Origin of the sequence: Lentzea terrae (genome assembly GCF_003265345.1) — a bacterium.
GTDB lineage: Bacteria > Actinomycetota > Actinomycetes > Mycobacteriales > Pseudonocardiaceae > Lentzea > Lentzea terrae.
Window position 1 is genome coordinate 208,829 of record NZ_QFWW01000013.1, and the last position, 19,845, is coordinate 228,673.

16 protein-coding genes and 1 pseudogene are annotated in these 19,845 nt (G+C 69.2%); 5 read left to right on the forward strand and 12 right to left on the reverse strand.

Annotated features, from left to right (window positions below; genetic code table 11):
* Positions 1-22: 22 nt before the first annotated feature.
* On the reverse strand, positions 23-3,193 hold the full coding sequence (locus DI276_RS19715) for an AfsR/SARP family transcriptional regulator (protein WP_157984810.1): 3,171 nt from the start codon (positions 3,191-3,193) through the stop codon (positions 23-25).
* An 88-nt stretch (positions 3,194-3,281) separates the two neighbouring features.
* On the opposite strand from DI276_RS19715, the gene DI276_RS19720 reads away from it, so the two are divergent.
* Complete coding sequence (locus DI276_RS19720) at positions 3,282-4,067, forward strand: polyketide synthase dehydratase domain-containing protein (RefSeq protein ID WP_112265758.1); 786 nt, start codon at positions 3,282-3,284, stop codon at positions 4,065-4,067.
* A 164-nt stretch (positions 4,068-4,231) separates the two neighbouring features.
* On the opposite strand, the gene DI276_RS19725 is transcribed toward DI276_RS19720, so the two are convergent.
* The 7 genes and pseudogenes from DI276_RS19725 to DI276_RS19750 form a co-directional block, all read right to left on the reverse strand.
* On the reverse strand, positions 4,232-7,162 hold the full coding sequence (locus DI276_RS19725; protein WP_112265455.1) for an AfsR/SARP family transcriptional regulator: 2,931 nt from the start codon (positions 7,160-7,162) through the stop codon (positions 4,232-4,234).
* Complete coding sequence (locus tag DI276_RS19730) at positions 7,162-7,746, reverse strand: nitroreductase family protein (protein WP_112265457.1); 585 nt, start codon at positions 7,744-7,746, stop codon at positions 7,162-7,164. Before DI276_RS19730 ends, DI276_RS19725 begins: the two co-directional genes overlap by 1 nt.
* 52 nt (positions 7,747-7,798) lie before the next feature.
* Positions 7,799-8,314, reverse strand: a complete 516-nt coding sequence (locus DI276_RS19735) for a DUF742 domain-containing protein (RefSeq protein WP_112265459.1) — start codon at positions 8,312-8,314, stop codon at positions 7,799-7,801.
* Positions 8,311-8,709, reverse strand: a complete 399-nt coding sequence (locus tag DI276_RS19740) for a roadblock/LC7 domain-containing protein (RefSeq protein ID WP_112265461.1) — start codon at positions 8,707-8,709, stop codon at positions 8,311-8,313. Before DI276_RS19740 ends, DI276_RS19735 begins: the two co-directional genes overlap by 4 nt.
* Positions 8,706-10,871, reverse strand: a complete 2,166-nt coding sequence (locus DI276_RS19745) for a sensor histidine kinase (RefSeq protein WP_112265463.1) — start codon at positions 10,869-10,871, stop codon at positions 8,706-8,708. The genes DI276_RS19740 and DI276_RS19745 overlap by 4 nt, the downstream gene beginning before the upstream one ends.
* Positions 10,871-10,978 (reverse strand): MFS transporter small subunit, encoded by a 108-nt coding sequence (locus tag DI276_RS53620; RefSeq protein WP_419503918.1) that lies wholly within the window; start codon positions 10,976-10,978, stop codon positions 10,871-10,873. Before DI276_RS53620 ends, DI276_RS19745 begins: the two co-directional genes overlap by 1 nt.
* A 131-nt stretch (positions 10,979-11,109) precedes the next feature.
* Positions 11,110-12,438 (reverse strand): annotated as a pseudogene (locus tag DI276_RS19750) (OFA family MFS transporter); the annotation flags it as partial.
* 284 nt (positions 12,439-12,722) lie between these two features.
* Between DI276_RS19750 and DI276_RS19755 the strand changes: the two are divergent.
* On the forward strand, positions 12,723-13,139 hold the full coding sequence (locus DI276_RS19755) for a DUF485 domain-containing protein (protein ID WP_112265467.1): 417 nt from the start codon (positions 12,723-12,725) through the stop codon (positions 13,137-13,139).
* A gap of 3 nt (positions 13,140-13,142) precedes the next feature.
* Entirely contained in the window at positions 13,143-14,723 is a 1,581-nt protein-coding gene (locus tag DI276_RS19760; RefSeq protein ID WP_112265469.1) for a solute symporter family protein, read from the forward strand.
* Here the strand turns inward: DI276_RS19760 and DI276_RS19765 are convergent, their stop codons facing one another.
* The 3 genes from DI276_RS19765 to DI276_RS19775 are packed head-to-tail and all read right to left on the reverse strand — an operon-like array spanning position 14,724 to position 17,229.
* Complete coding sequence (locus DI276_RS19765) at positions 14,724-15,371, reverse strand: response regulator transcription factor (protein WP_112265760.1); 648 nt, start codon at positions 15,369-15,371, stop codon at positions 14,724-14,726.
* The gene (locus DI276_RS19770) at positions 15,368-16,744 is read right to left on the reverse strand and encodes a sensor histidine kinase (RefSeq protein ID WP_157984811.1); all 1,377 of its coding nucleotides are present in this window, start codon (positions 16,742-16,744) and stop codon (positions 15,368-15,370) included. The genes DI276_RS19765 and DI276_RS19770 overlap by 4 nt, the downstream gene beginning before the upstream one ends.
* An 8-nt stretch (positions 16,745-16,752) precedes the next feature.
* Positions 16,753-17,229, reverse strand: a complete 477-nt coding sequence (locus tag DI276_RS19775; protein ID WP_232836764.1) for a phosphatase PAP2 family protein — start codon at positions 17,227-17,229, stop codon at positions 16,753-16,755.
* Positions 17,230-17,353: 124 nt separating this feature from the next.
* Here DI276_RS19775 and DI276_RS19780 point away from each other — a divergent pair, with 124 nt between their 5' ends.
* Positions 17,354-18,481, forward strand: a complete 1,128-nt coding sequence (locus tag DI276_RS19780; RefSeq protein WP_232836765.1) for an MFS transporter — start codon at positions 17,354-17,356, stop codon at positions 18,479-18,481.
* Here the strand turns inward: DI276_RS19780 and DI276_RS19785 are convergent.
* Complete coding sequence (locus tag DI276_RS19785) at positions 18,412-18,981, reverse strand: DinB family protein (protein ID WP_112265473.1); 570 nt, start codon at positions 18,979-18,981, stop codon at positions 18,412-18,414. The genes DI276_RS19780 and DI276_RS19785 overlap by 70 nt on opposite strands.
* Positions 18,982-19,214: 233 nt before the next feature.
* Here DI276_RS19785 and DI276_RS50075 point away from each other — a divergent pair, with 233 nt between their 5' ends.
* A complete protein-coding gene (locus DI276_RS50075) occupies positions 19,215-19,727 on the forward strand; it encodes a hypothetical protein (protein WP_157984812.1) in 513 nt (170 codons plus the stop codon).
* Positions 19,728-19,845 lie beyond the last annotated feature (118 nt).

Below are 19,845 nucleotides of genomic sequence, written 5' to 3' on the forward strand. Positions count from 1 at the left end.
CGTCCCCTTCTGCGGAAAACCGTCAGTCGAGATCAGTTTCACACAGAACGCCGGCGGGCTCACCGCCGTGGACACCGGTGACCCGTGCGACGATCGCTCGCATTCCGTGCAGGTGCTCGGCCGCGGCGGGATCGTCCAGCCGGTCGGCGGCACGGGCCAGCACCAGCAAAGACTCGGCCTCGCCCAGCACGAAACCGGTCGCCCGCTGGACTTCCACGGCCTCAGCCGCGTACTCGTGCGCCCGCACCGGATCGCCGGCCTTGAGGCTCAACAAGGCGAGCGTCGCCAACGCCCGGCCGCGCTGCAGCCGGAACCCGAGGGTCGTGGACTGCGCCAAAGCCCGTTCGGCCAGCTCCACGGCGGACTGCTCGTCACCGGCCGCCTGCAGCACGCGGGCCAGTTCGATCAGGTACTCGGTCTCGTTGTCCACCCGCCCGAGCGAGCCCGCCAGCCGCAGCCCGCGCCGCAACGCCTCGACCGACTCCTCCAGCCGCCCCAGCCGGTGGCAGGCGCTGCCCACGATCACCAGGCCCAGCAGCACGTACAGCTCCGCCTCACCCGTCTCGGCCTCTTCGACCAGGGCGAGCGCACCGGCCAACGCGCGGTGCGTCCGGCCGGTGTCGCGGTCGATCTTCGCCTCGACCGACCGCAGCACGTACCGCCACGCGTGCGAGCCGGACTCCCCGGCCAGCCGCGCGCCGCGGTCGGCGTGCTCACGAGCCCGCACCGGATCGCCGAGCAACGCGTGCAGCTCCCCCAGGGCGAACTCCACCAGCGTGTCCGAGACGCTGCCACCGGCGTCCTGCAACAGTTCCCGCGCCCGCTCGTAGTGCTCCAGCGACTCGCTGAGCCGGCCGGTCTGCGCGGTCGCCACGCCGAGGTTGAGGTGCACCACGGCGGACAGCCGCAGGTTGTCGTCCACCAACGGCAACGCCTCGCGCAGCAACCCGACCGCCTCTTGGGTGCGGCCGAGCGTCAGCTGGATGACGGAGAGGTTGTTCAGGCAGTGGAACCGCCCGACGCGGTCACCGGACTCCCCGTGGAGCGCGAGAGCCGTCTCCAGGTGCCCGATCCCCTGCCTGCTGTCCAGCTCGCAGTGCAACGTGCCCAGGGAGAGGTGCATCGAGGCCTGGCCGCGCAGGTCGTTGCACTGCTCCGCCGCGAGCAGGCCGGCCGACGACGTCTCGTGCCACCGGTCGAACTGCTGGCGCAGGTACCACATGCGGCGCAAGGAGTCTGCCAGCTCCCAGCGGTAGTGCAACGGCTCGCCCCGCAGCGCACAGGTCGCCACCGAGTCACCCTCACCGTCCAACCAGGACAGTGCGGCTTCCTTGCTGTCGAACGAAAGGCTCGTGGTGCCGTCGCGATCGAGCCGGTACATCTCCGGCGCCAGCACGTCCAGCGCCGCGTCCGTCGTGTGCAGGTAGTGGTCGAGCAACCGCAGGCCGGCCTTCTCGGCGTCCTCGTCGGAAGCCACCAGCTCGCGCGCGTACAGGTGCAGCAGGTCGTGCATCCGGAACCGCCCGCGCGTGTGCGGCTCGATCAGGCTCGCGCCCTCCAGCAACGACACGAGCGGCCGCACGTCGTCCACGTCCATCAGCACGGACGCGGTGTGCGCGGTGAAGTCCGTGCGCGGCAACAACCCCAGCCGCCGGAACAACCGAACGGCCTCGTCCGGCAACGACCTCAGCGACAGCTCGAACGCGGCCGTCACCGCGGCCCGCCGGTCCCCGCTGATCGCCAGCTGCGCCAACCGGTTGCCCTGCGCCAGGTCCGCGACGGCGTCGGCGATCCGGTCGTGCGGACGGCAGGCGAGGTTCGCGGCGGCGATCCGGATCGCGAGCGGCAGGTACCCGCAGAGCTCGGCAAGATCAGCCACAGCTTCGGGTTCCGCGTCAGCGCGAGCGGAGCCCAGCACGCGGTTGATCAACGTGTGCGCCTCGTCCGCGGTCAGCAGGTCCAGCTCGACCCGCCGGGCGTCGTCCAGCGCGGTCAGCCCGCGCAGGTCGTTGCGGCTCGTGACGACCACCGCGCAACCGGGCGTGCCGGGCAGCAACGGCCTGACCTGGTCCTCGTTCGCCGCGTTGTCCAGCAGGATCAGCACCCGCCGGTTCGCCAGGATCGAGCGGTACAGGCTCGCCTGCTCGTCGACCTCGCGCGGGATCTGGTCGGACTCGACGCCGAGACCGCGCAGGAACTGGGTCAACGCCTCGGCCGGTGTGGTCGCGGGCGCGTCGTCGTAGCCGCGCAGGTTCAGGTACAGCTGGCCGTCCGGGAACCGGTCGCGCACCCGATGCGCCCAGTGCACGGCCAGAGCCGTCTTGCCGACGCCGGCGGTCCCGGCGATCGACGTGATCACGACGGTGGACGCCGACAGGCTCGCGTCCAGTTCGTCCAAACAGGACTTGCGGCCGGTGAACCGCGCCAGGTCGGCCGGCAGCTGCGCGGGTGCCTTCGGCGACACCGGGCCGGACTCGCTGTCCTGGTTGAGGATCGCCTGGTGCGCGGTGCGCAGGCTGCGGCCGGGATCCACGCCCAGCTCGTCGGCCAGCAGCCGCCGGGTGCGGTCGTACAGCTCCAGCGCGTCCGCCTGCCGGTTCGACCGGTACAGCGCGATCATCAGCTGCTCGACCAGCTGCTCGCGGAACGGGTTCGCGGCCACGAGCGCGGACAGTTCGGTGATCACCTGCTCGTGCTGGCCCAGCTCCAGCTGCAACGCGAAGCACTGCTGTGCAACGGCGATCCGGCGTTCGTCGAGCCGTTCGGCCTCCACCCGCAACGCCTGGCTGTTGAGCCCAGCGAGTGCCGGCCCGCGCCACAGCGACAACGCCGTGCGCAGCAACCTCACTGCCTCAGCGGGTTCCACGGTCTGCGCGGTCGCCACGTGCCGTTCGAACGTGACCACGTCCAGCGTCGCCGGGCCCAGCACGATCCGGTAGCCGGGCCCGTCGGTGACGATCATGCCGGGCACGCCCAGCGCGGCGCGGAGATCACCGACCGACTTCTGGATCTGGTGCTTGCCGGTCGAGGGCGGTTCGCCGTCCCACACCACGTCGACCAGGTGCGTCAGCGGCACCACCCGGCCCGGCGCGAGCAGCAACGCGGCGAGCACCTTCTGGCCGCGCACGCCGCCCAGTTCGAGCCGGACACCCCCGTCACGAGCCTGGATAGGCCCCAGCATCCCGAAGTCCACCGCGTCACCGTAGGGCCAATTTCGGGCGTCGTGGCAATGGGAGTGAGACGGTAGCGAGACGGGATTCGCCGCCGCGACCCTCGGGCCCGTGAGGCACATCGCACTCGGTGCAGCGACGCACCCGTTCCTGCGCGACCACGCGATCGCGGGGACGCCCGTCGTGCCGATGGCGATGGTGCTCGAGTGGTTCGCCGCCGCGGCCACCGCCTGGCCGCTGTGCCCGAACCTGTTGGTGCTGCGCGGAGTCACCGCACTGTGCAAGATCGCGCTGCCGGGGTTCCACGCCGGTGGGGACCAGTGCGCGGTCCGCACCGAGGTCGTCGACGAGACGCTGTCGCTGCTGCTCGTCTCCGCGAAGGGCGTGCCGCACCACCGCGCCAACGCGGCCCGTTTCCCGCTTCCGGTGCAACGCCGCGCCTGGTCCGTTCCGAGGGATCTGCGCCCCGCCGTTCAGGGCAGTCCCTACGACGGCCGCGTGCTGTTCCACGGCCCGTCGTTCCGCGCGATCCGGCGGGTCTCCGGAATTTCGCCGGCCGGCGCACTCGGCGTGGTCGTCGGCCTGCGCGAGCTCTCCTGGCCGGACGGGCCGTGGCAGCTCGACCCGGCGGCGATCGACGGCGGGCTGCAGCTCGCGACGCTGTGGGCATCGCACGCCATCGGTGCCGCCACCCAGCCGCAGTCGATCCGCGAGTGCCTGATCAGGACCCGCGGCCCGGTCGACGGCCCGGTGCGCTGTCTCGTACTCCGGCGCAGGACGTCCGCGCTCGACGCCGAGTGCGACATCGCGATCATCGACGCCGGCGGTGAACCGCTCGTCGAACTGGTCGGCGTGCAGCTCGTCGCACGCCCCGAACCGAGGAGGCCAGAGCAGTGATCCCTCCGTTCGCGACCTGAGCCCGCCTGTGTGATCGCGGTGGGAGCGATGTGTGGACGCACTCCAACACCCTCGGTGGCATCACCACCGAGGGGAGCCGGGGATGCGCAGGACCAAGGACAAACTCGCCCAGTACACGGCGTTCGCGCTGGTCGCGGCAGGTGCTATGACCCTGGTTCTGCTGGCGCTGTGGCTGTAGCCAGGATCCGCTCGGCCAGGGCCAGTGCTCTGGGCTGACGGACGCGCTCAGCGACCGCGACCGCCTCCTCGCCGTAGCGGATGGCGGCCTCCCGGTCGCCGAGCGCCAGGTGCAGGGTCGAGAGCTGCCCGAGCACCTTGTACTCGTTCCACCAGCGGCTGGTCGACCTGACAACGGCCAGGCACCGCTGCGTGTGACCGAGTGCCTCCACCAGCCGACCGTCCACCTGGGCGGCGAGCGACAGGGCCACGAAAAGCGCCACCTGACCGACGTGGTCGCGGATCTCCGCCATCGCCGCCAGCACCGCGTCATCATCCGGCAGGTTCATGTACGCGCGGCACAGCCGGGGCACCTCTCGCGCCATCTCGCGGGCAGCGGCGAAGTCACCCATCTCGTATCGCCAGTAGGCGAACTCGACCGTGGCGATCGACTCTCCACGCCGATCACCCGACTCCCGATAAGCGGCCAGCGACTGCTCCGCACAGGACCGGCTCTCTTCGTCGTGGAACGAGCAGAAGTGCACGTAGGCGATGTCGTGCAGGACTCCCGCGTAGGACCGCATGTCACCGCTTGCCTTCAACAGCGGGAGGGCTTTCTCCAGGTGCGCGAGCGCCTCGTCGGACTCCCCGCACTCGGCGTGGACGACGCCTATGTGTTGCAGCGCGTTCGCCTCCCCCGTCGGAGCGCCCACCTGCCGCATCAGCACAAGACCGCGTTGGTAGTGGTCCATCGCCTTGTCGAACTCGTGGCGTTCCCTGGCGATCATGCCGAGCAGCCCCAGCACCGACGCTTCGCCACGCAGGTCACCGATCTGCCGCATCAGGTCGAGCGCCTTGTGCAGGTGCTCCTCCGCCTTCGCGTGCTCCTCCTGGCCGAGATACGCCGAACCCAAGCCGCGCAACGCTTCCGCTCGTGCCTGGAGATCGCCGAGATGATGCGCGGCCGCGAGCGCGACGCTCTGCACCTCGACGCGTTCCCGGCCGGACCCGCGCAACAGCAGGAAGTGCGCGAAGTGGTGCGGCAACTGCCACGCGTACCGGTAGTGCCCCTCGTACGCGGCCAGGTAGACGGCGGCCCTGAGGTTGCGCCGCTCCGCCTCCTGCCACGCCAACGCCGCGACCGGGGTGACGAACACCGGCGGGTCCACCTGCTCGTACGTGACGTCTGCGTGGACCTGCGGGCGTCCGGGCGCGATCCGCAGCGCGGAGGCGGCCGCGTTGTGCAGGTAGTGGTCGAGAATCCGGACGATCGCCTCGTCCCGCTCCTCCGGCTCGACGCTCGCCTTCGCGTGGTCGGCGAGGAGGTCGTGGAAGCGGTAGCGGCCGTTCTCCTGCTGCTGCATCAGGTGCACGTCGAGCAGGTCGTCCAGCAACCGCTCGGCCTCCGCGCGGGTCGAGCCGATCACCGCCGCGGCCAGGTAGGCGTCCCAGTCCTCGCCGGTGTGCAGGCCGAGCCGCCGGAACAGGCGCTGTTGCTCGGGTGTGAGTTGCTGGTACGACAAGGCGAACGCGCCCGCCACGCTGCGTTCGCCCGCGGTCAGCTCGGTCAGCCGCTGTTCGGTGAGGCGGCGCACCAGGTCCTGCGCGGACCAGGCAGGCCTGGTGCGCCAGCGGGCACCGACGATCCGCACCGCGAGCGGCAGGTAGCCGCAGAGCCGCACGATCTCGCGCGAGGCTTCGAGATCGGCCTTGGGGCCGACGATGCTCGTGAGCAGGTTCAGCGAGTCCTTTTCGGACAGCACGTCCAGCGACACGTTGTGGGCCACGTCGAGATCAACCAGCCGGCGCCTGCTCGTCACGAGAACCAGGCCGGTGCCGGGCAGCAACGGGCGGACCTGGGCCGCGCTGCCCGCGTTGTCGAGCACCACGAGTGCCTTGCGGTGGGCCATTTCCGCGCGCCACCGGGCCGCGCGGGCGTCGAGGCCGTCCGGGATCTCGTGGGCCGGTACGCCGAGCGCGGTGAGCAACGCCAGCAGGGCGTCCGACGGGGTGCGGGGTTCGACGCCCTCGGTGTAGGAGTGCAGGTCCACGAACAGCTGCGCGTCCGGGAAGCGCGCCGCCAGCCGGTGCGCTGCCCTGACCGCGAGGGTGGTCTTGCCGATGCCGGCCATGCCGTCGATCGCGGTGATCGCGACGCAGCCGGACGGCACGGCGGTGAGGATGTCGTCGAGGTCCTGCGCCCGGCCCGCGAAGTCCGGGATGTCGCCGGGCAGGTCGTTGCGGGACCTGGGCCGGTTGTCGGCCGTGAGCACCTGCTGGTGGGCCCGCTGGAGATCTTTGCCGGGGTCGAGGCCGAGCTCGTCGGCGAGTCGCAGCCGGATGTCGTCGTAGGCCTGCAGCGCCTCGGTCTGCCGGTCGCAGCGGTGCAGCGCCAAGATCAGCTGCGCCCACATCCGTTCTCGCACAGGGTGTTGCCGGGTGAGTGAGCGCAGTTCCGGGACGAGGCGCGCGTGTTCACCGGCGCGGAGATCGCTATCGATCCGCGCTTCCAGCACCGCCAAGTACTTCTCGGTCAACGCCGGCACGTGGTCGCGTTCCAACACATCGCTGCCGATGTCGGCGAACGGACGACCGCGCCACAACGCCAGAGCTTGGTGCGGCTCCAAGGTTCCGAACCGGTGGACGTCCACCTCGTCGGGCCGCACGTCCAGCAGATAGCCGCCGGGCCGGGTCTGCACCAGGTCCGGCGAGCCGAGGTCCTCACGCAGCCGGCCGACCGTCGTCTGCAGGGCACCGCGCGACCCGCCGACCAGCTCCACGAGCTCGTCGACACCAACAACCTGGCCGGGCCGCAACAACAACGCGGCCAGCACGACGCGTCGCTTGCCGGACGGGACGTGGACGTGGCGCCCGTCGAGCATCACGTCCAGCGGTCCCAGCAGACCGAACGACCTCACTACCACCGGTCCCAGTGCACGACCTCGTCGGCCGCCAGCCGCTTGCGCGTCCGCGGTGACGCCCCCTCCGAGATCCCGGCCTCGTCCGCGTGCCCGATCGCGATCATGCCGATCGGCACGTGCGTCTCCGGGATGCCGAACTCCTCCCGCAGCTGCGGCCAGTCGTCCTCGGCCATCCCGAACAGCACCGCGCCGAGGCCCTCGTCCACGGCCGTCTGCAGGATCAGCAGCGCGGCCATGCCGGTGTCGATGTACCAGTACGGCACCGGCCAGTTGGCCTCGCTGCGGTCGGTCCACCCCTTGTCCGGCTGCGCGTACCGGTCGAGGTAGACGTCCTTGACCGAGAACGGGATCACGATGACCTGCGCGGTCTTCGCGTCGTCGCCGGCCCAGAAGTCGAACTTCTCCTTGAGCCGCTCGAGTGACTCTCCCCGCAGCACGAGGAACGCCTGCCCCTGCGAGAACCCGGCAGACGGACCGCGCAGGGCGTTGCGCATGATCCGCTGGATGCTCTCGTCGCTCACCGGTTCGTCGGTGAACTTGCGAACCATGCGCCGACGCCGGACCACGTCCTGGAACTCCACGTCAACCTCCCCAGATTTGAGATCGACCGTAGCAGCGTCCGGGGAGACGCACTCAGAGCCGGCGAAGGCCTGCCAGCACCCGCTCCAGCAACGCTCCGTCGGGACGGTCGCCGCCGTACGAGGACGCCGTGCGGTGCACGTCGATCAGGCCGTGCGAGGCCATGTCGCCGAGCAGCACCTTCGTGACGCCCAACGGCAGACCGCGCAGTGCCGCGATCTCGGCCACCGAACGCGGCGACGAGCACAGCGCCAGGACGTCCTGGTGTTCGGGACGCACCGCGGTGGACGAGAACTCGTTCACCGAGACCAGCGTCTCGATCTCCAGGTGCACGTCGGACGTGGTGCGGCCGCCGGTCCACGCGTAGGCGCGCACGATCGACGCCGACGACTCGACGGACGGCAGCGGCGGCACGTCGAACGGCATGGTCGCGTACGGGTCCGGCTCTGGCATCGGGTCCGCGACGCGCTTGGCCTTCTTCCTGCCGCGCTTGCGGATCCGCTCGCTGTCGAAGCTGAACCCACTGACCAGGTCGCCGAAGCTGACCTGCTCCTCGCCTTCTCTGCTCATGCCAGCTCGGCCCGCAGTTCCGGCGTGAGCAGCTGGCCCACCTGCCGCACGACCACGGTCATCTCGTAGGCGACCTGCGCGACGTCGCACGAGTTCGACGCGAGCACCGCGAGCACCGAGCCGTCGCTGATCGACGACAGCAGCATCACGCCGCGGTCCATCTGCACGACCGTGCGGACGACCGCCTCACCGGCGAAGCACTGCGACGCCGACTCGGCGAGCGAGACCACGCCGGCCACGATCGCCGCGAACTGCTGTGCGACGTGCCCTGGCAGCTTCGAGGACGAGACCAACACCAGTCCGTCGGCCGAGATCACCACCGCGTGCTCGATGCCGGGTGTGCGCTCGGTGAAGTTGGTGACCAGCCAGCCGAACTGGTCCACCTGCGTGCTCATCGACTCTCCTGCCGGTCGGGAAGGCCTCGCTGCACACCGCGCTGGAAGGCGTTGAGGAAGCCCTGTGCCGATTCTGGCGACTGGCGTGCTGGTGCGGGGGGAGGCGGCGGAACGGCAGCCGGTGATTCGAACCACGATGCCGAGTCCTGCGCCGACTGCTGCGCCGGCGCGGGCATCGGTGGCCGCACTGGCAGCTGATCGATCGCTTCCCCTCGGAAAGACTCCCAGGACTCTTCGCGTCGTGGGGCCAGTTCGGCCGGAACCAACACGATCGCGCGAGTGCCCTTGCCCTGTTGGGCATCGAGGCGTACCACGATCTGGTGGCGAGCGGCGAGCCTGCCTACGACGAAAAGTCCCATTTCGCGGAAGACCTGGACGTCCGCGCCCTCGCCGGCGGCCTCGAGGCGGTGGTTCACGACCGCCAGTGCGTCCGGGTCGATGCCGATGCCCTGGTCCACCACGTCGATCTGCACGATGTCGCCTGCCTCGATCGACGCGCTGATCGAGACCTGGGTGTGCGGTGGCGAGAAAGCCGTTGCGTTGTCAAGAAGTTCGGCGAGCAGGCGGACGAGGTCGCTTGCCACATAACCGACCACCTCGGCGTTCGGCGCGGTGTGCACCATCACGCGTTGGTACTGCTCGATCTCCGCGGCCGCCGCGCGCAGCACGTCGGTGAGCGGGATCGGCTTGTGGAACCGCCGCGCCACGTCGCCACCGGAGAGCACCATCAGGTTCTCGTTGTTGCGGCGCATGCGGGTGGCCAGGTGGTCGAGCTTGAAGAGGTTCGCGAGCTGGTCCGGGTCTTCCTCGTACTTCTCCAGCTCCTCCATCAGCTTGAGCTGGCGTTCGACGAGGCTCTGGCTGCGCCGCGACAGGTTCACGAAGATGTTGCGCATGTTCGCGCGCATGCCGGCCTGCTCGATGACCGAGCGGACGGCCTGCTGGTGCACCTCGTCGAACGCGCGCGCCACCTGGCCGAACTCCTCGGTCGTGTCGACCGGCACCGGCTCGATCTCGGTGCTGCCGCGTCCGGTCGCGACCATCTCGGGAAGTTTGTGCCACGCCACTTCCAGCGCGGAACGGCGCAACGCGTTGAGCGAGCGCAGCAGGTAACGGCCGACGACGAACCCGATGGTGCCGGCCAGGATCAGGCTGGCGAACAGGATCGCGGACGCCGCACCGGCTCGGTCGCTGGTCTCGTCGCGCAGGCGGTTCGCGGTGTCGCGCAGGTCGTTCTGCAGGCCCTGCACGACGCCGTCCAGCGACGCCGAGACCGCACTGGTGGCCTTGCTCCAGTCCGCGGCGGCGATCGGCAACGGCTTGGGCCGCGCGGTGTTGCTGCCGGAGTTGTTGCCGGTGTTGCCCGTGTTGCCCGTGTTGCCGTTGCTGGGCGCGTCGGACGTCGGGTGCAGCACCGCGGTGGCGAGCATCTTGCGCTGCGCCTCGATGTCCGGGCCCTTGAAGAACGACCAGTACGAGTTCAGCTGCTCGGGGGTGGCCAGCGCGGCGAACTGGCCGGCGATGTAGCCGAGCTTGACGTTCGACTCGACGAGCGACCGCACCTCGGCGGTGAGGAGCTGACCGCGGGTGAGCCCGGACAGCACGACCGCCTGCTGGTAGAGGACCTGCTCCTGCACGTGCAGCGCGTGGTGCAGGCCCATCGCCGTGCGGGACAGGGCGGCGTCGCCGAACTCGCTGGCGAGCACCTCGTCCACGTCGAGCATCGTCTCGGCGAGGGCGGTGTAGTCCTTGATCGCCCCCGGCACGTCCCTGGCCTTCTCGCGCAACGCGGACAGGCCACCGATCCGCGCCTCGACGTCGTCCAGGCGGGCCTTCGTGATCTCGGACAGCGAAGTCTTCTCGATCTGCCCGCGCAACGCCGTCCTGGACCCGTCGGTGCGGCGCACCTGGTCCTGGAGCGCCTGCGGGCCCGACCCCTCCGCGATGATCTTCCGTTCCGCCTGCACCCCTTCGATCACGGGGATCAGGGCGGAGCGGACCTTCACCAGCCGCTGGAGTGCCGCGTAGGACTCGGCGCGTTCCATGTGGGACTGGATCTGCAGCACGCCGGCGCCCACCGCGATGAAGACCGGAACGATCAACACCGCGGCGAGCTTCACCGGCAGGCGCCAGTTGCGCCAGTTGACGAGCGCGTTGAACATCAGACGAAGAGCTTGGCCGCGTTCAGGAAGAGCCGGTACAGGCCGTAGGCGAGCGGGATGCCCACCCACAACCACGCACCGATCAGCAACAAGCGCTGGGAGTTCACTTGCTCACCACGCCTTCCGCGTCTTCCGCGTCCTTCTGCTCAGCCGCTTCTGCGACGTCCGCAGCCTCGGCTTCGTTCCACTTCGCGACCGTGGCCTCGTCGTCCGTCTCGGGCTCGGGCTTGTCGGTCACCTCGGCCGCCGCGGGCTCGTGGAACTTCGGGTTGACCGGGCGGACCAACTCGTTCGCGACGAAACCGACGACCAGCAGCGAGATCATGATGTAGAACGACGTGGTGTACAAGTCCGGACCGGTGTGTCCGGCCTTCTTGCCCGCGTCCGCGATGGCGTTGACGATCAGCGGCCCGAGCACACCGGCGACCGACCACGCGGTCAGCAGGCGGCCGTGGATCGCGCCGACCTGGTAGGTGCCGAAGAGGTCCCGCAGGTAGGCCGGGATCGTGGCGAAACCGCCGCCGTAGAAGGTGAGGATCACCATCGCGGCGACCACGAACAGCGGCACGCTGGACGAGCCGATCGTCAGCAGCACCAGGTAGAGCAGCGCGCCGACACCGAGGTAGAGGCGATAGATGTTCTTGCGCCCCACGATGTCCGAGGTGGACGACCAGACGAACCGGCCAGCCATGTTCGCTGCCGACAGCAGCGCCACGAAACCGGTGGCGGCCGTCGCGATGACCGGCGTCGAGGACTCCTTGAAGAAGTCGACCAGCATCGGCGCGGCCTTCTCCAGGATGCCGATGCCCGCGGTGACGTTGAAGCACAGGATGACCCAGAGCAGCCAGAACTGCGGGGTCTTGATCGCGTTGTTCGCCGAGACGTTGAACGCGACGGTGGCCTTCGGCTTGTCCTTGAGCAGTTCCGCCTTCTCCTGCGTGAACTCCTTGGAGGGCAGGCGGATCAGCAGCACGCCGACGGTCATGAAGACCGCGTAGACGACGCCGTGGATCAGGAAGGCCTTGCCGATGCCCGAGGTCGAGGTGTTCCCGAACGCGGTCAGCATCGAGGTCGACCACGGGGAGGCGATCAAGGCACCGCCGCCGAAGCCCATGATCGCGATACCGGTCGCCATGCCGGGCCGGTCGGGGAACCACTTGATCAACGTCGAGACCGGCGAGATGTAGCCGATGCCGAGACCGATGCCGCCGATCAGGCCGTAGCCGAGGACGACGACCCAGTACAGGCCGGCCCACACGCCGGCCGCCGAGATCAGCAGACCGGAGCAGAAGCACACGAGCGACATGAACATCGCCCAGCGCGGCCCCCGCTTCTCCACGGTCGTGCCGAGCACGGCGGCCGAGAGCCCGAGCATCACGATGCCGAGCTGGAAGGGCAGAGCCGACTGCGTTCCCGTGATACCCAGAGATTTCTCCAGAGGCGTCTTGAAGACGCTCCAGGCGTAGGCCTGACCAATGGAGAGATGAATCGCCAGTGCTGCGGGCGGAACGAGCCAGCGGTTCCATCCGGGAGGCGCGACTGTGCGTTCGCGCGCTAAGAACCCCACTATATCCCCAACCGTCACCAAAAACGCGGACCGGCTGATCCTAGGCCAGGTGCACACGTGCGACAACGGTCTGGACCTGTCGAACGCCGTCGAAACACTGTCGAACACCGTTGCATGCGACGCAACTCTCAGGTAACTCCGGGCTAACAGTCACGAGCTACCCTCGGTCCGACCATTTGAGACGAATGCAGTGTCCGGTTTTGCCCGTTTCCCGGTACTCCGGCGCGTTGACTGCACACGTGAGAGCGCTACAGTAGGCGCCGCACGACGAGGGGCAGGGGTACATGACCAAGGCGATGTGGTCGCCTGGAGAAACGCAGCACGAGCATCGGGAATCACGGGGTTTTGCGTCGTTCGACGACCCCGAGGCTTTGTCGTACGTCGATTCGAACGGCAAACCGAACTTCGCGTTGATTCAGCAGACCGACGAATTCCGCGCCCTCCGCCGGCGACTCACCGCGTTCGTCTTCCCGATGACCGTGTTGTTCCTCGCTTCCTACTTGACGTTCGTGCTGTTGTCCGCGTATGCGAAAGACGTCGTCAGCATCAAGGTAATCGGTGTGATCAACCTCGGGATCCTGCTGGGACTCGGGCAGTTCGTCACGTCGATCCTCATCACGCTCGGTTATGCCCGTTACGCAAAGCGACGGCTGGACCCGCAGCGCAAATTGCTCGCAGAGAAGACAGGCGTCGAGGAGTAAGGCATGCCCACCACCGGCAACCCGGTGCTGAACCTCAGCGTCTTCGCGGTGTTCGTCCTGATCACCCTGTACATCGTCTACCGGGCTTCGAGCCGGAACGTGACGGCGTCGGACTACTACGCCGCGGGCAGCTCGTTCACCGGCGCCCAGAACGGCGTGGCGCTCTCCGGTGACTTCCTGTCGGCCGCGTCGTTCCTCGGCATCTCCGGCGGTATCGCGGCGCACGGCTACGACGGGTTCCTCTACTCCGTCGGCTGGGTCGTCGCGTGGCTGGTCGGCCTGCTGCTGATCGCCGAGGGCCTGCGCAACACCGGCCGCTTCACCGTCGGCGACGTGCTGGCGTTCCGGATGAAGCAGCGCCCGGTGCGCGCGGCCGCCGCGAACGCCACCCTGGTGATCTCGTTCTTCTACATGATCGCTCAGATGGCCGGCGCCGGCGGGCTGATCGCGTTGCTGCTCAACGTGTCCTCGAAGTGGGGACAGGCGCTGCTGATCGCGGTGGTCGGCATGGTCATGGTGCTCTACGTGCTGGTCGGCGGCATGAAGGGCACCACCTGGGTGCAGATCATCAAGGCCGTCCTGCTGCTGCTCTGCGTGACGCTGATGAGCATCTTCCTGCTGGGCAAGTTCGGTTTCAGCCTGTCCGAGATCATGCAGACGGCCACCGAGAACAACAAGCTCGGCGAGGCCGTGCTCGATCCCGGTGCGAAGTACGGTTTCAGTGCTATGTCCAAACTGGACTTCGTCTCGCTGGCCCTGTCGCTGGTGCTGGGCATCGCCTCGCTGCCGCACGTGCTGATGCGCTTCTACACCGTGCCGAACGCGTCGGAAGCCCGTCGTTCGGTCGTGTGGGCGACCTGGACGATGGTCATCTTCTACCTGTGCACGCTGGTGATCGGCTTCGGCGCGATGGCACTGGTCGGCACCGACACCATCACCGCGGCGCCGGGTGGCGAGAACTCCGCCGCACCACTGCTGGCGTTCCGGATCGGTGGCGAGGTCCTGCTCGGCGTCGTGTCCGCGGTGGCGTTCGCCACGATCCTCGCGGTGGTCGCCGGTCTGACGTTGGCGGCGTCCGCCTCGTTCGCGCACGACGTGTACGCGAACGTGATCAAGCGTGGCAACGCCGAGCCGCGCAGGGAGATCCGGGTCGCCCGGCTGACCGCGGTCGTGGTCGGCATCCTGTCGATCATCGGTGGTATCGCGGCGAACGGCCAGAACGTGGCGTTCCTGGTGTCGCTGGCGCTGGCACTGGCCGCGTCCGCGAACCTGTCGACGATCCTCTACACGATCTTCTGGCGGCGCTTCAACACCACGGGCACGCTGTGGAGCATCTACGGCGGCCTGGGCTCGTGCCTGGTGCTGATCATCTTCTCGCCGGTGATGTCCGGCGCGAAGACGTCGATCTTCCCGGACGTGGACTTCGCGTGGTTCCCGCTGGGCAACCCCGGTCTCGTGTCGATCCCGTTCTCGTTCCTGTGCGGGTTCCTCGCCACGATCTTCTCGAAGCCGGAGCCCGAGATGGCGGAGCTGGCGGCGGAGATGGAAGTGCGGGCGATCTCGGGCATCGGCGCGAAGGCCTGATCAGGCGGGGATGATCCCCGACTCGTGCGCGATGATCGCCGCCTGCACGCGGTTGCGGACGCCGAGCTGCCGGAAGATGGTGCTGACGTACACCTTCACGGTGCCCTCGACGACGTGGATGCGGGCGGCGATCTCGGCGTTGGACAGCCCGGCGCCGACGAGCCCGAGCACCTCGCGTTCCCTGGCCGTCAGCACCTCGATCCGTTGCTTCGCACCTTGGCGGGGACGCGTGGTCGCGAGCTGGTCGACGACGCGCCTGGCGACGAGCGGTGACAGGTAGGCGGCGCCGCTCGCGACGGCGCGGACCCCGGAGATGATCTCCTGCGGGTCGCCGGTCTTCAGCACGAACCCGGCCGCGCCCTCCCCGAGCGCCCTGCTGATGTAGGCGTCGTCGGCGAACGTGGTCAGCACCAACGTCTTCGTGTCCGGATGGTGCCGGCGGATCCGGTTGGCCGCGTCCAGCCCGTCGAGTCCCGGCATGCGGATGTCGAGCACGGCGACGTCCGGCCGGTGCCGCGCCACCAGGTCGACCGCCTCGCGCCCGTTCTCCGCCTCCGCGACCACCTCGATGTCTTTCGCGGTCGCGAGCACGGCCTGCACCCCGAACCGGACGACGGGCTCGTCGTCGGCGAGCACCACCCTGATCAACCGCTCCTCCTCGCGAGCCACTGCTTGGACACGAGCCGATCCTGGCGGAAGCACAGCTGGTGCAGGTCGTCTCCCTGGTTGTCGAACGGGTTGGCGTGCGTGGAGTAGTAGCGGCACTCGGCGTTCGCCGGCGCGGTGACGCCGAGCGGGTTGTCGACGCGCGTGCGCAGCGGCAGGTCGAGATCGTCCTCGTGGTCGCCCAGCTCGGCCTGCGCGAACTGCTGTTGCGTGAGCACCGACGTCGCCGCGTCGAACACCATGTAGCCCGGCACACCGATCGCGATGCCCACACACACGACCGACGTGATCAGCACAGTGCGTTTGGCGCTTCTTCTGATCTCGGCCTCGGTGCGTTGTCTGCGCACGTGCGTGGGTGTCGTTCTCGGGAGTGGCCGTTCTGGGAGCTTTGCCCTCACCTCGAACCCGCCGTCCTTCGGTCCGGCGTCGAACGAGCCACCGACCAGCGCGACGCGTTCGGCCAGGCCGACGAGTCCCTTGCCGCTGCCCACCGCGGTCGTCTTCGGCGCCGGTCCGTTGGTGATCCGCAGCTCGAGGTGCTCGGTGAGCGTGACGGCGACCTTCGCACCGGGGGCGTGCTTGATCACGTTGGTCAGCGCTTCGGCGACGACCCTGTGCACGGTTCTGGCGATGATCCCGTCGAGCTCTTGTGTGCGCTGGTTTCTCAGTTCGACGTCGAGGCCGCTCCGTTGGACCACTTCCTCGATCGTCGCCACGGGTTCGTCCTCGTCGGCGCGCAGCACCTGCATGACGTCGGCCAGTCGTTCCGCGGCTGCCGTGACGCTGGCTCGCGCGGTCTTGGCGGCTTCGCGTTGCCCGGCGGTGAGCGTCGGCTCCAGTTCCAGAGCCCCGACCAGCAACGCGGCCCTGGCGAGCTCGTGGCCGACGAGGTCGTGCATCTCCCCGGCGAGGCGGGCTCGTTCGGCGTCGCGGGCGTTGTCGGCGTCGCGTTCGAGGAGTGCGGCGTGCTCCCAGCCGACGTCCTGCAGCTCGGCGTACCTCCTGCGGAACCGCCCGAACGCCCACGGCACCACGCCGAGCACCCCGACGCCGGACGTGACGGCGAGCGCGGTGTCACTGCCTCCCCGCTCGGTCAGAGCAACGACGACACCGGCGATCTCGGCGACGGTGAGCGCGATCGCGGTGGCCCGCGGGTCCTCCGCGTGCCGGCCGGAGAGGAAGCTGACCAACGCGAGCGCGGGCGCCAGCGCGATCACCCTGGCGTCGAACTCGACGCTGACGAGGTAGCAGACGAGCCACGCCCCCAGCGCGATTCCCAGTGCGACCGCGGGCCTGTTGCGCACGACGACGAAAGCCGCCACGAACAGGACGAGGTAGAGCACAGCCTCCCACACAGCACCCATCATCCCAGCCGCTGCAGCACCACGGTCGGCGCGTCATCCTCGGTCCGCTTCTTCTTCAGCACAGCCGCAATCGCCCACGAAACGAGCGCGCCGAGCAACAGTCCGGCCAGAACGTCGTGTACATAGTGGACACCGACCACGACCCTGGACGCCGCTGCCGCAACCGCGCACACCGCCGCCACCCAGCCGAGCGTCCGGTGCAGCGCCCAGATCGCCATCGCGGACGCCCCGGCGACCACCGAGTGGTTGCTGGGGAACGACCAGTCACCCGGAGCCGGGCACTCGGCGAGCGATGGTGCTGTGCGGCACGGCCGTTCCTCCTGCACGACCAGCTTGATCACCTCGCTCACCGCGTAGGCCAGCACAACCCCTGCGCCCGCGAGGAAAGCGCGCAGCCGGTGTTTCAGCACCAGCCAGCCGAACATCAGGACGAACACACCCAGCACCGCGTCGGTGCCGATCACCAGCCAAGTCACCCAATCGAAGCTAGGAAGATCGCGGTACGGGCGCCTCTGCCGATCGGAACCGGGTGACCCTTACTTTCGACAAGGTCGGCGGCGACGGCAGGACCGTTGCAGAATCCACCGCACAGGAGGTGCTGTGCTGATCCAACGGGCCGCCATCGCACTCGTCCAGGTCCTGGGCCTGGCCGTGTGGTTCTCGATGTCCGCGGTCGTGCCGTCGCTGCGCACCGAGTGGGGCATCAGCGCGGGCGCGGCGGTGTGGCTGACAGCGTCCGTGCAGCTCGGGTTCGTCACGGGCGCGGTCGGCGCCACGGTGCTCAACCTGGCCGACCGCGTCCGCCCGCACCTGCTGCTCGCGATCTCCGCGGCGGCGGGTGCGGCGTTGACGTTGGTGCTCGGGCTCACCGCGGATGGTCTGGCGATGGCGATTCCGCTGCGGTTCCTGACTGGTGTGGCGCTGGCCGGCGTCTACCCGGTGGGCATGAAGCTGATGGCGTCCTGGTCGGAGACGAGGACCCGTGGCCGGGCGCTCGGGGTCCTGATCGGAGCGTTGACGCTCGGCAGCGCGCTCCCCCACGTGTTCGGGCAACTGCCGTGGCGCGAGGTGCTCGTCAGCGCGGCCGCGATCGCCTTCCTCGGGGCGCTGACGGCGCTGTTGTTCGTCCGGCCGGGACCGTTCCTCACCACGGCGACCGCCCAGCTCAACCCGCGCTACGCCGTGCAGATGTTCCGCGAACGCAAGCCTCGGCTGGTGAACCTCGGCTACTACGGGCACATGTGGGAGCTGTACGCGCTGTGGACGTGGCTGCCGACGTTCCTGCTGAGCGCTCGGGAACCCGTTGGCCTCACGGTGTTCCTCACGATGGGCGTGGCCGGCTTCGCCGGCTGCCTCGTCGGTGGCTGGGCGGCGGACCGGTTCGGCCGCGCGCCCGCCGCCGTCGGTGCGTTGACGGTGAGCGGGCTCTGCTGCCTGTTCTCGCCGCTGGCCTGGGGCACGCCGCTGCTGATCGCGTTCTGCGCGGTGTGGGGTGCGTCGGTGATCGCCGACTCCGGCGTGTTCAGCACGTCGTTGAGCGAGGTCGCCGACCCGCGCTACGTCGGGACGGCGCTCACCGCGCTGACCGCCATCGGCTTCGGGCTGACGGTGGTCAGCATCCAGCTCGTTCCGCTCATGGCCGAGCTCGTGACCTGGCGTTACGCGTTCCTGCTGCTCGTGCCGGGGCCCGTGATCGGGGCGCTCGCCATGCTCAGGACCAGGTCGTAGAAGCCGTCGGGGTTGTCCGCGCCGGATCGTCCGTCGATCAGCTCGCGCACGATGTCGCAGTGGCCGGCGTGCTGCGCGGTCTCGGCCACGACGCGCACGAGCAGGTGCCCGAACGTGGTCTCCCGCTTGTGCTCAGCCCACCACTCCACCGAGGCCGGTGCGTCCAGCGGCAGTTCGGCGATCGACTCGTCGCTGTGCTTCCAGGCCGCGCGGTAGAGGTCGAGGAGGTACTCGCGGCTCTCGTCCGGTTTGGCCCACATGTCGCCGTTCTCCCAGACCGATCCGTCCTCGTTCCACGGCAGCTTGACCGGCGCTGGACGGCCCGCGCTGTCGCCGAGGTAGCCGAACTCGATGCCGATCAGGTGCTTCACGAGGCCGAGCAGGTTGGTGCCGCTGGGCACGAGCGGGCGGCGCACGTCGTACTCGCTCAATCCGTCCAAAGAGGACACGACGGAGTTGCGCGAGTCCTGCAGGTACCGCTGGAGATCCTGAGCCATCATGCGCCGACCTTAACGACGACCTCCGACGGTTTAGCGACGGTTTCGGCAGCGGGGCCCAGCACGTCCGGCGCGGTGCCCACTGGCTGTACACGGCGGTGACGTGCCCCCGCTGACCGAACGACGGCGCGGTCTGCTCGATGCGGACCACCCTGCCCTCGTTCTCCTCCTGCTCCACCAGCCGGACCGTGTCGCGATCGACGCGGGTGAGCAGGTTGGCGGCGTGGTAGTCCTGCGTGGCGAGCGACAGGTCTCGCACGTACGGCCCGACCCACGGCGCGTCGTTGAGGCCCGTGCTGGAGAACGTCTTGCCCGGCGGCATGGTCAGGTCGCTGTGCTGCAGGTACCTGTCGTCCACGGTGACGAGCGGTATGCGTCTCGTCCGGTCCCTGCTGCTCGTCGTGACCGCGTGCTCGGCAACGCCCGCCGACCCGCAGGGCCCTGTTCAAGACGTGGCGGCGGGCGATCCTGGAGTATCGCCACGAGTCTGGCAAAGCTCACGTCGGGCGGACGCGCGTTTGCGCGTCCGGCTCGGCGGAAACCACGAGGGCATGACCGAACACCAGCAGTTCACCACGCCCGAGGGTGGCGGCGAGCCCGTGGACGACGAGCCGGACGCGGTCGCGGTCGAGGCCGGCGCGAGCGAGCACGTCACCGCGGCGGAGGAGACCGCCATGCACATCGACGAGACCGAGGAGGGCGGCGGCCGCGTCGACCGGCCCGACGACGGTTACCTGCGCGACCGATGAGTGCACTTTCGGCTGAGTGACCGACAGTCACGCCCAGGTCAGGCTCGGATCGCTTGAACCGCGCTCGAATTTCGCTTGAGCGGCCGCTCGTCTAGGACACAAGCTGACCTCAAGCGGT

Coding starts and splice junctions, on each gene's coding strand:
- DI276_RS19740 (WP_112265461.1), bottom strand. CDS start 8,709: ATGAGCACGCAGGTGGACCAGTTCGGCTGGCTGGTCACCAACTTCACC.
- DI276_RS19735 (WP_112265459.1), bottom strand. CDS start 8,314: ATGAGCAGAGAAGGCGAGGAGCAGGTCAGCTTCGGCGACCTGGTCAGT.
- DI276_RS19745 (WP_112265463.1), bottom strand. CDS start 10,871: ATGTTCAACGCGCTCGTCAACTGGCGCAACTGGCGCCTGCCGGTGAAG.
- DI276_RS19785 (WP_112265473.1), bottom strand. CDS start 18,981: ATGATGGCTCAGGATCTCCAGCGGTACCTGCAGGACTCGCGCAACTCC.
- DI276_RS19760 (WP_112265469.1), top strand. CDS start 13,143: ATGCCCACCACCGGCAACCCGGTGCTGAACCTCAGCGTCTTCGCGGTG.
- DI276_RS19755 (WP_112265467.1), top strand. CDS start 12,723: ATGACCAAGGCGATGTGGTCGCCTGGAGAAACGCAGCACGAGCATCGG.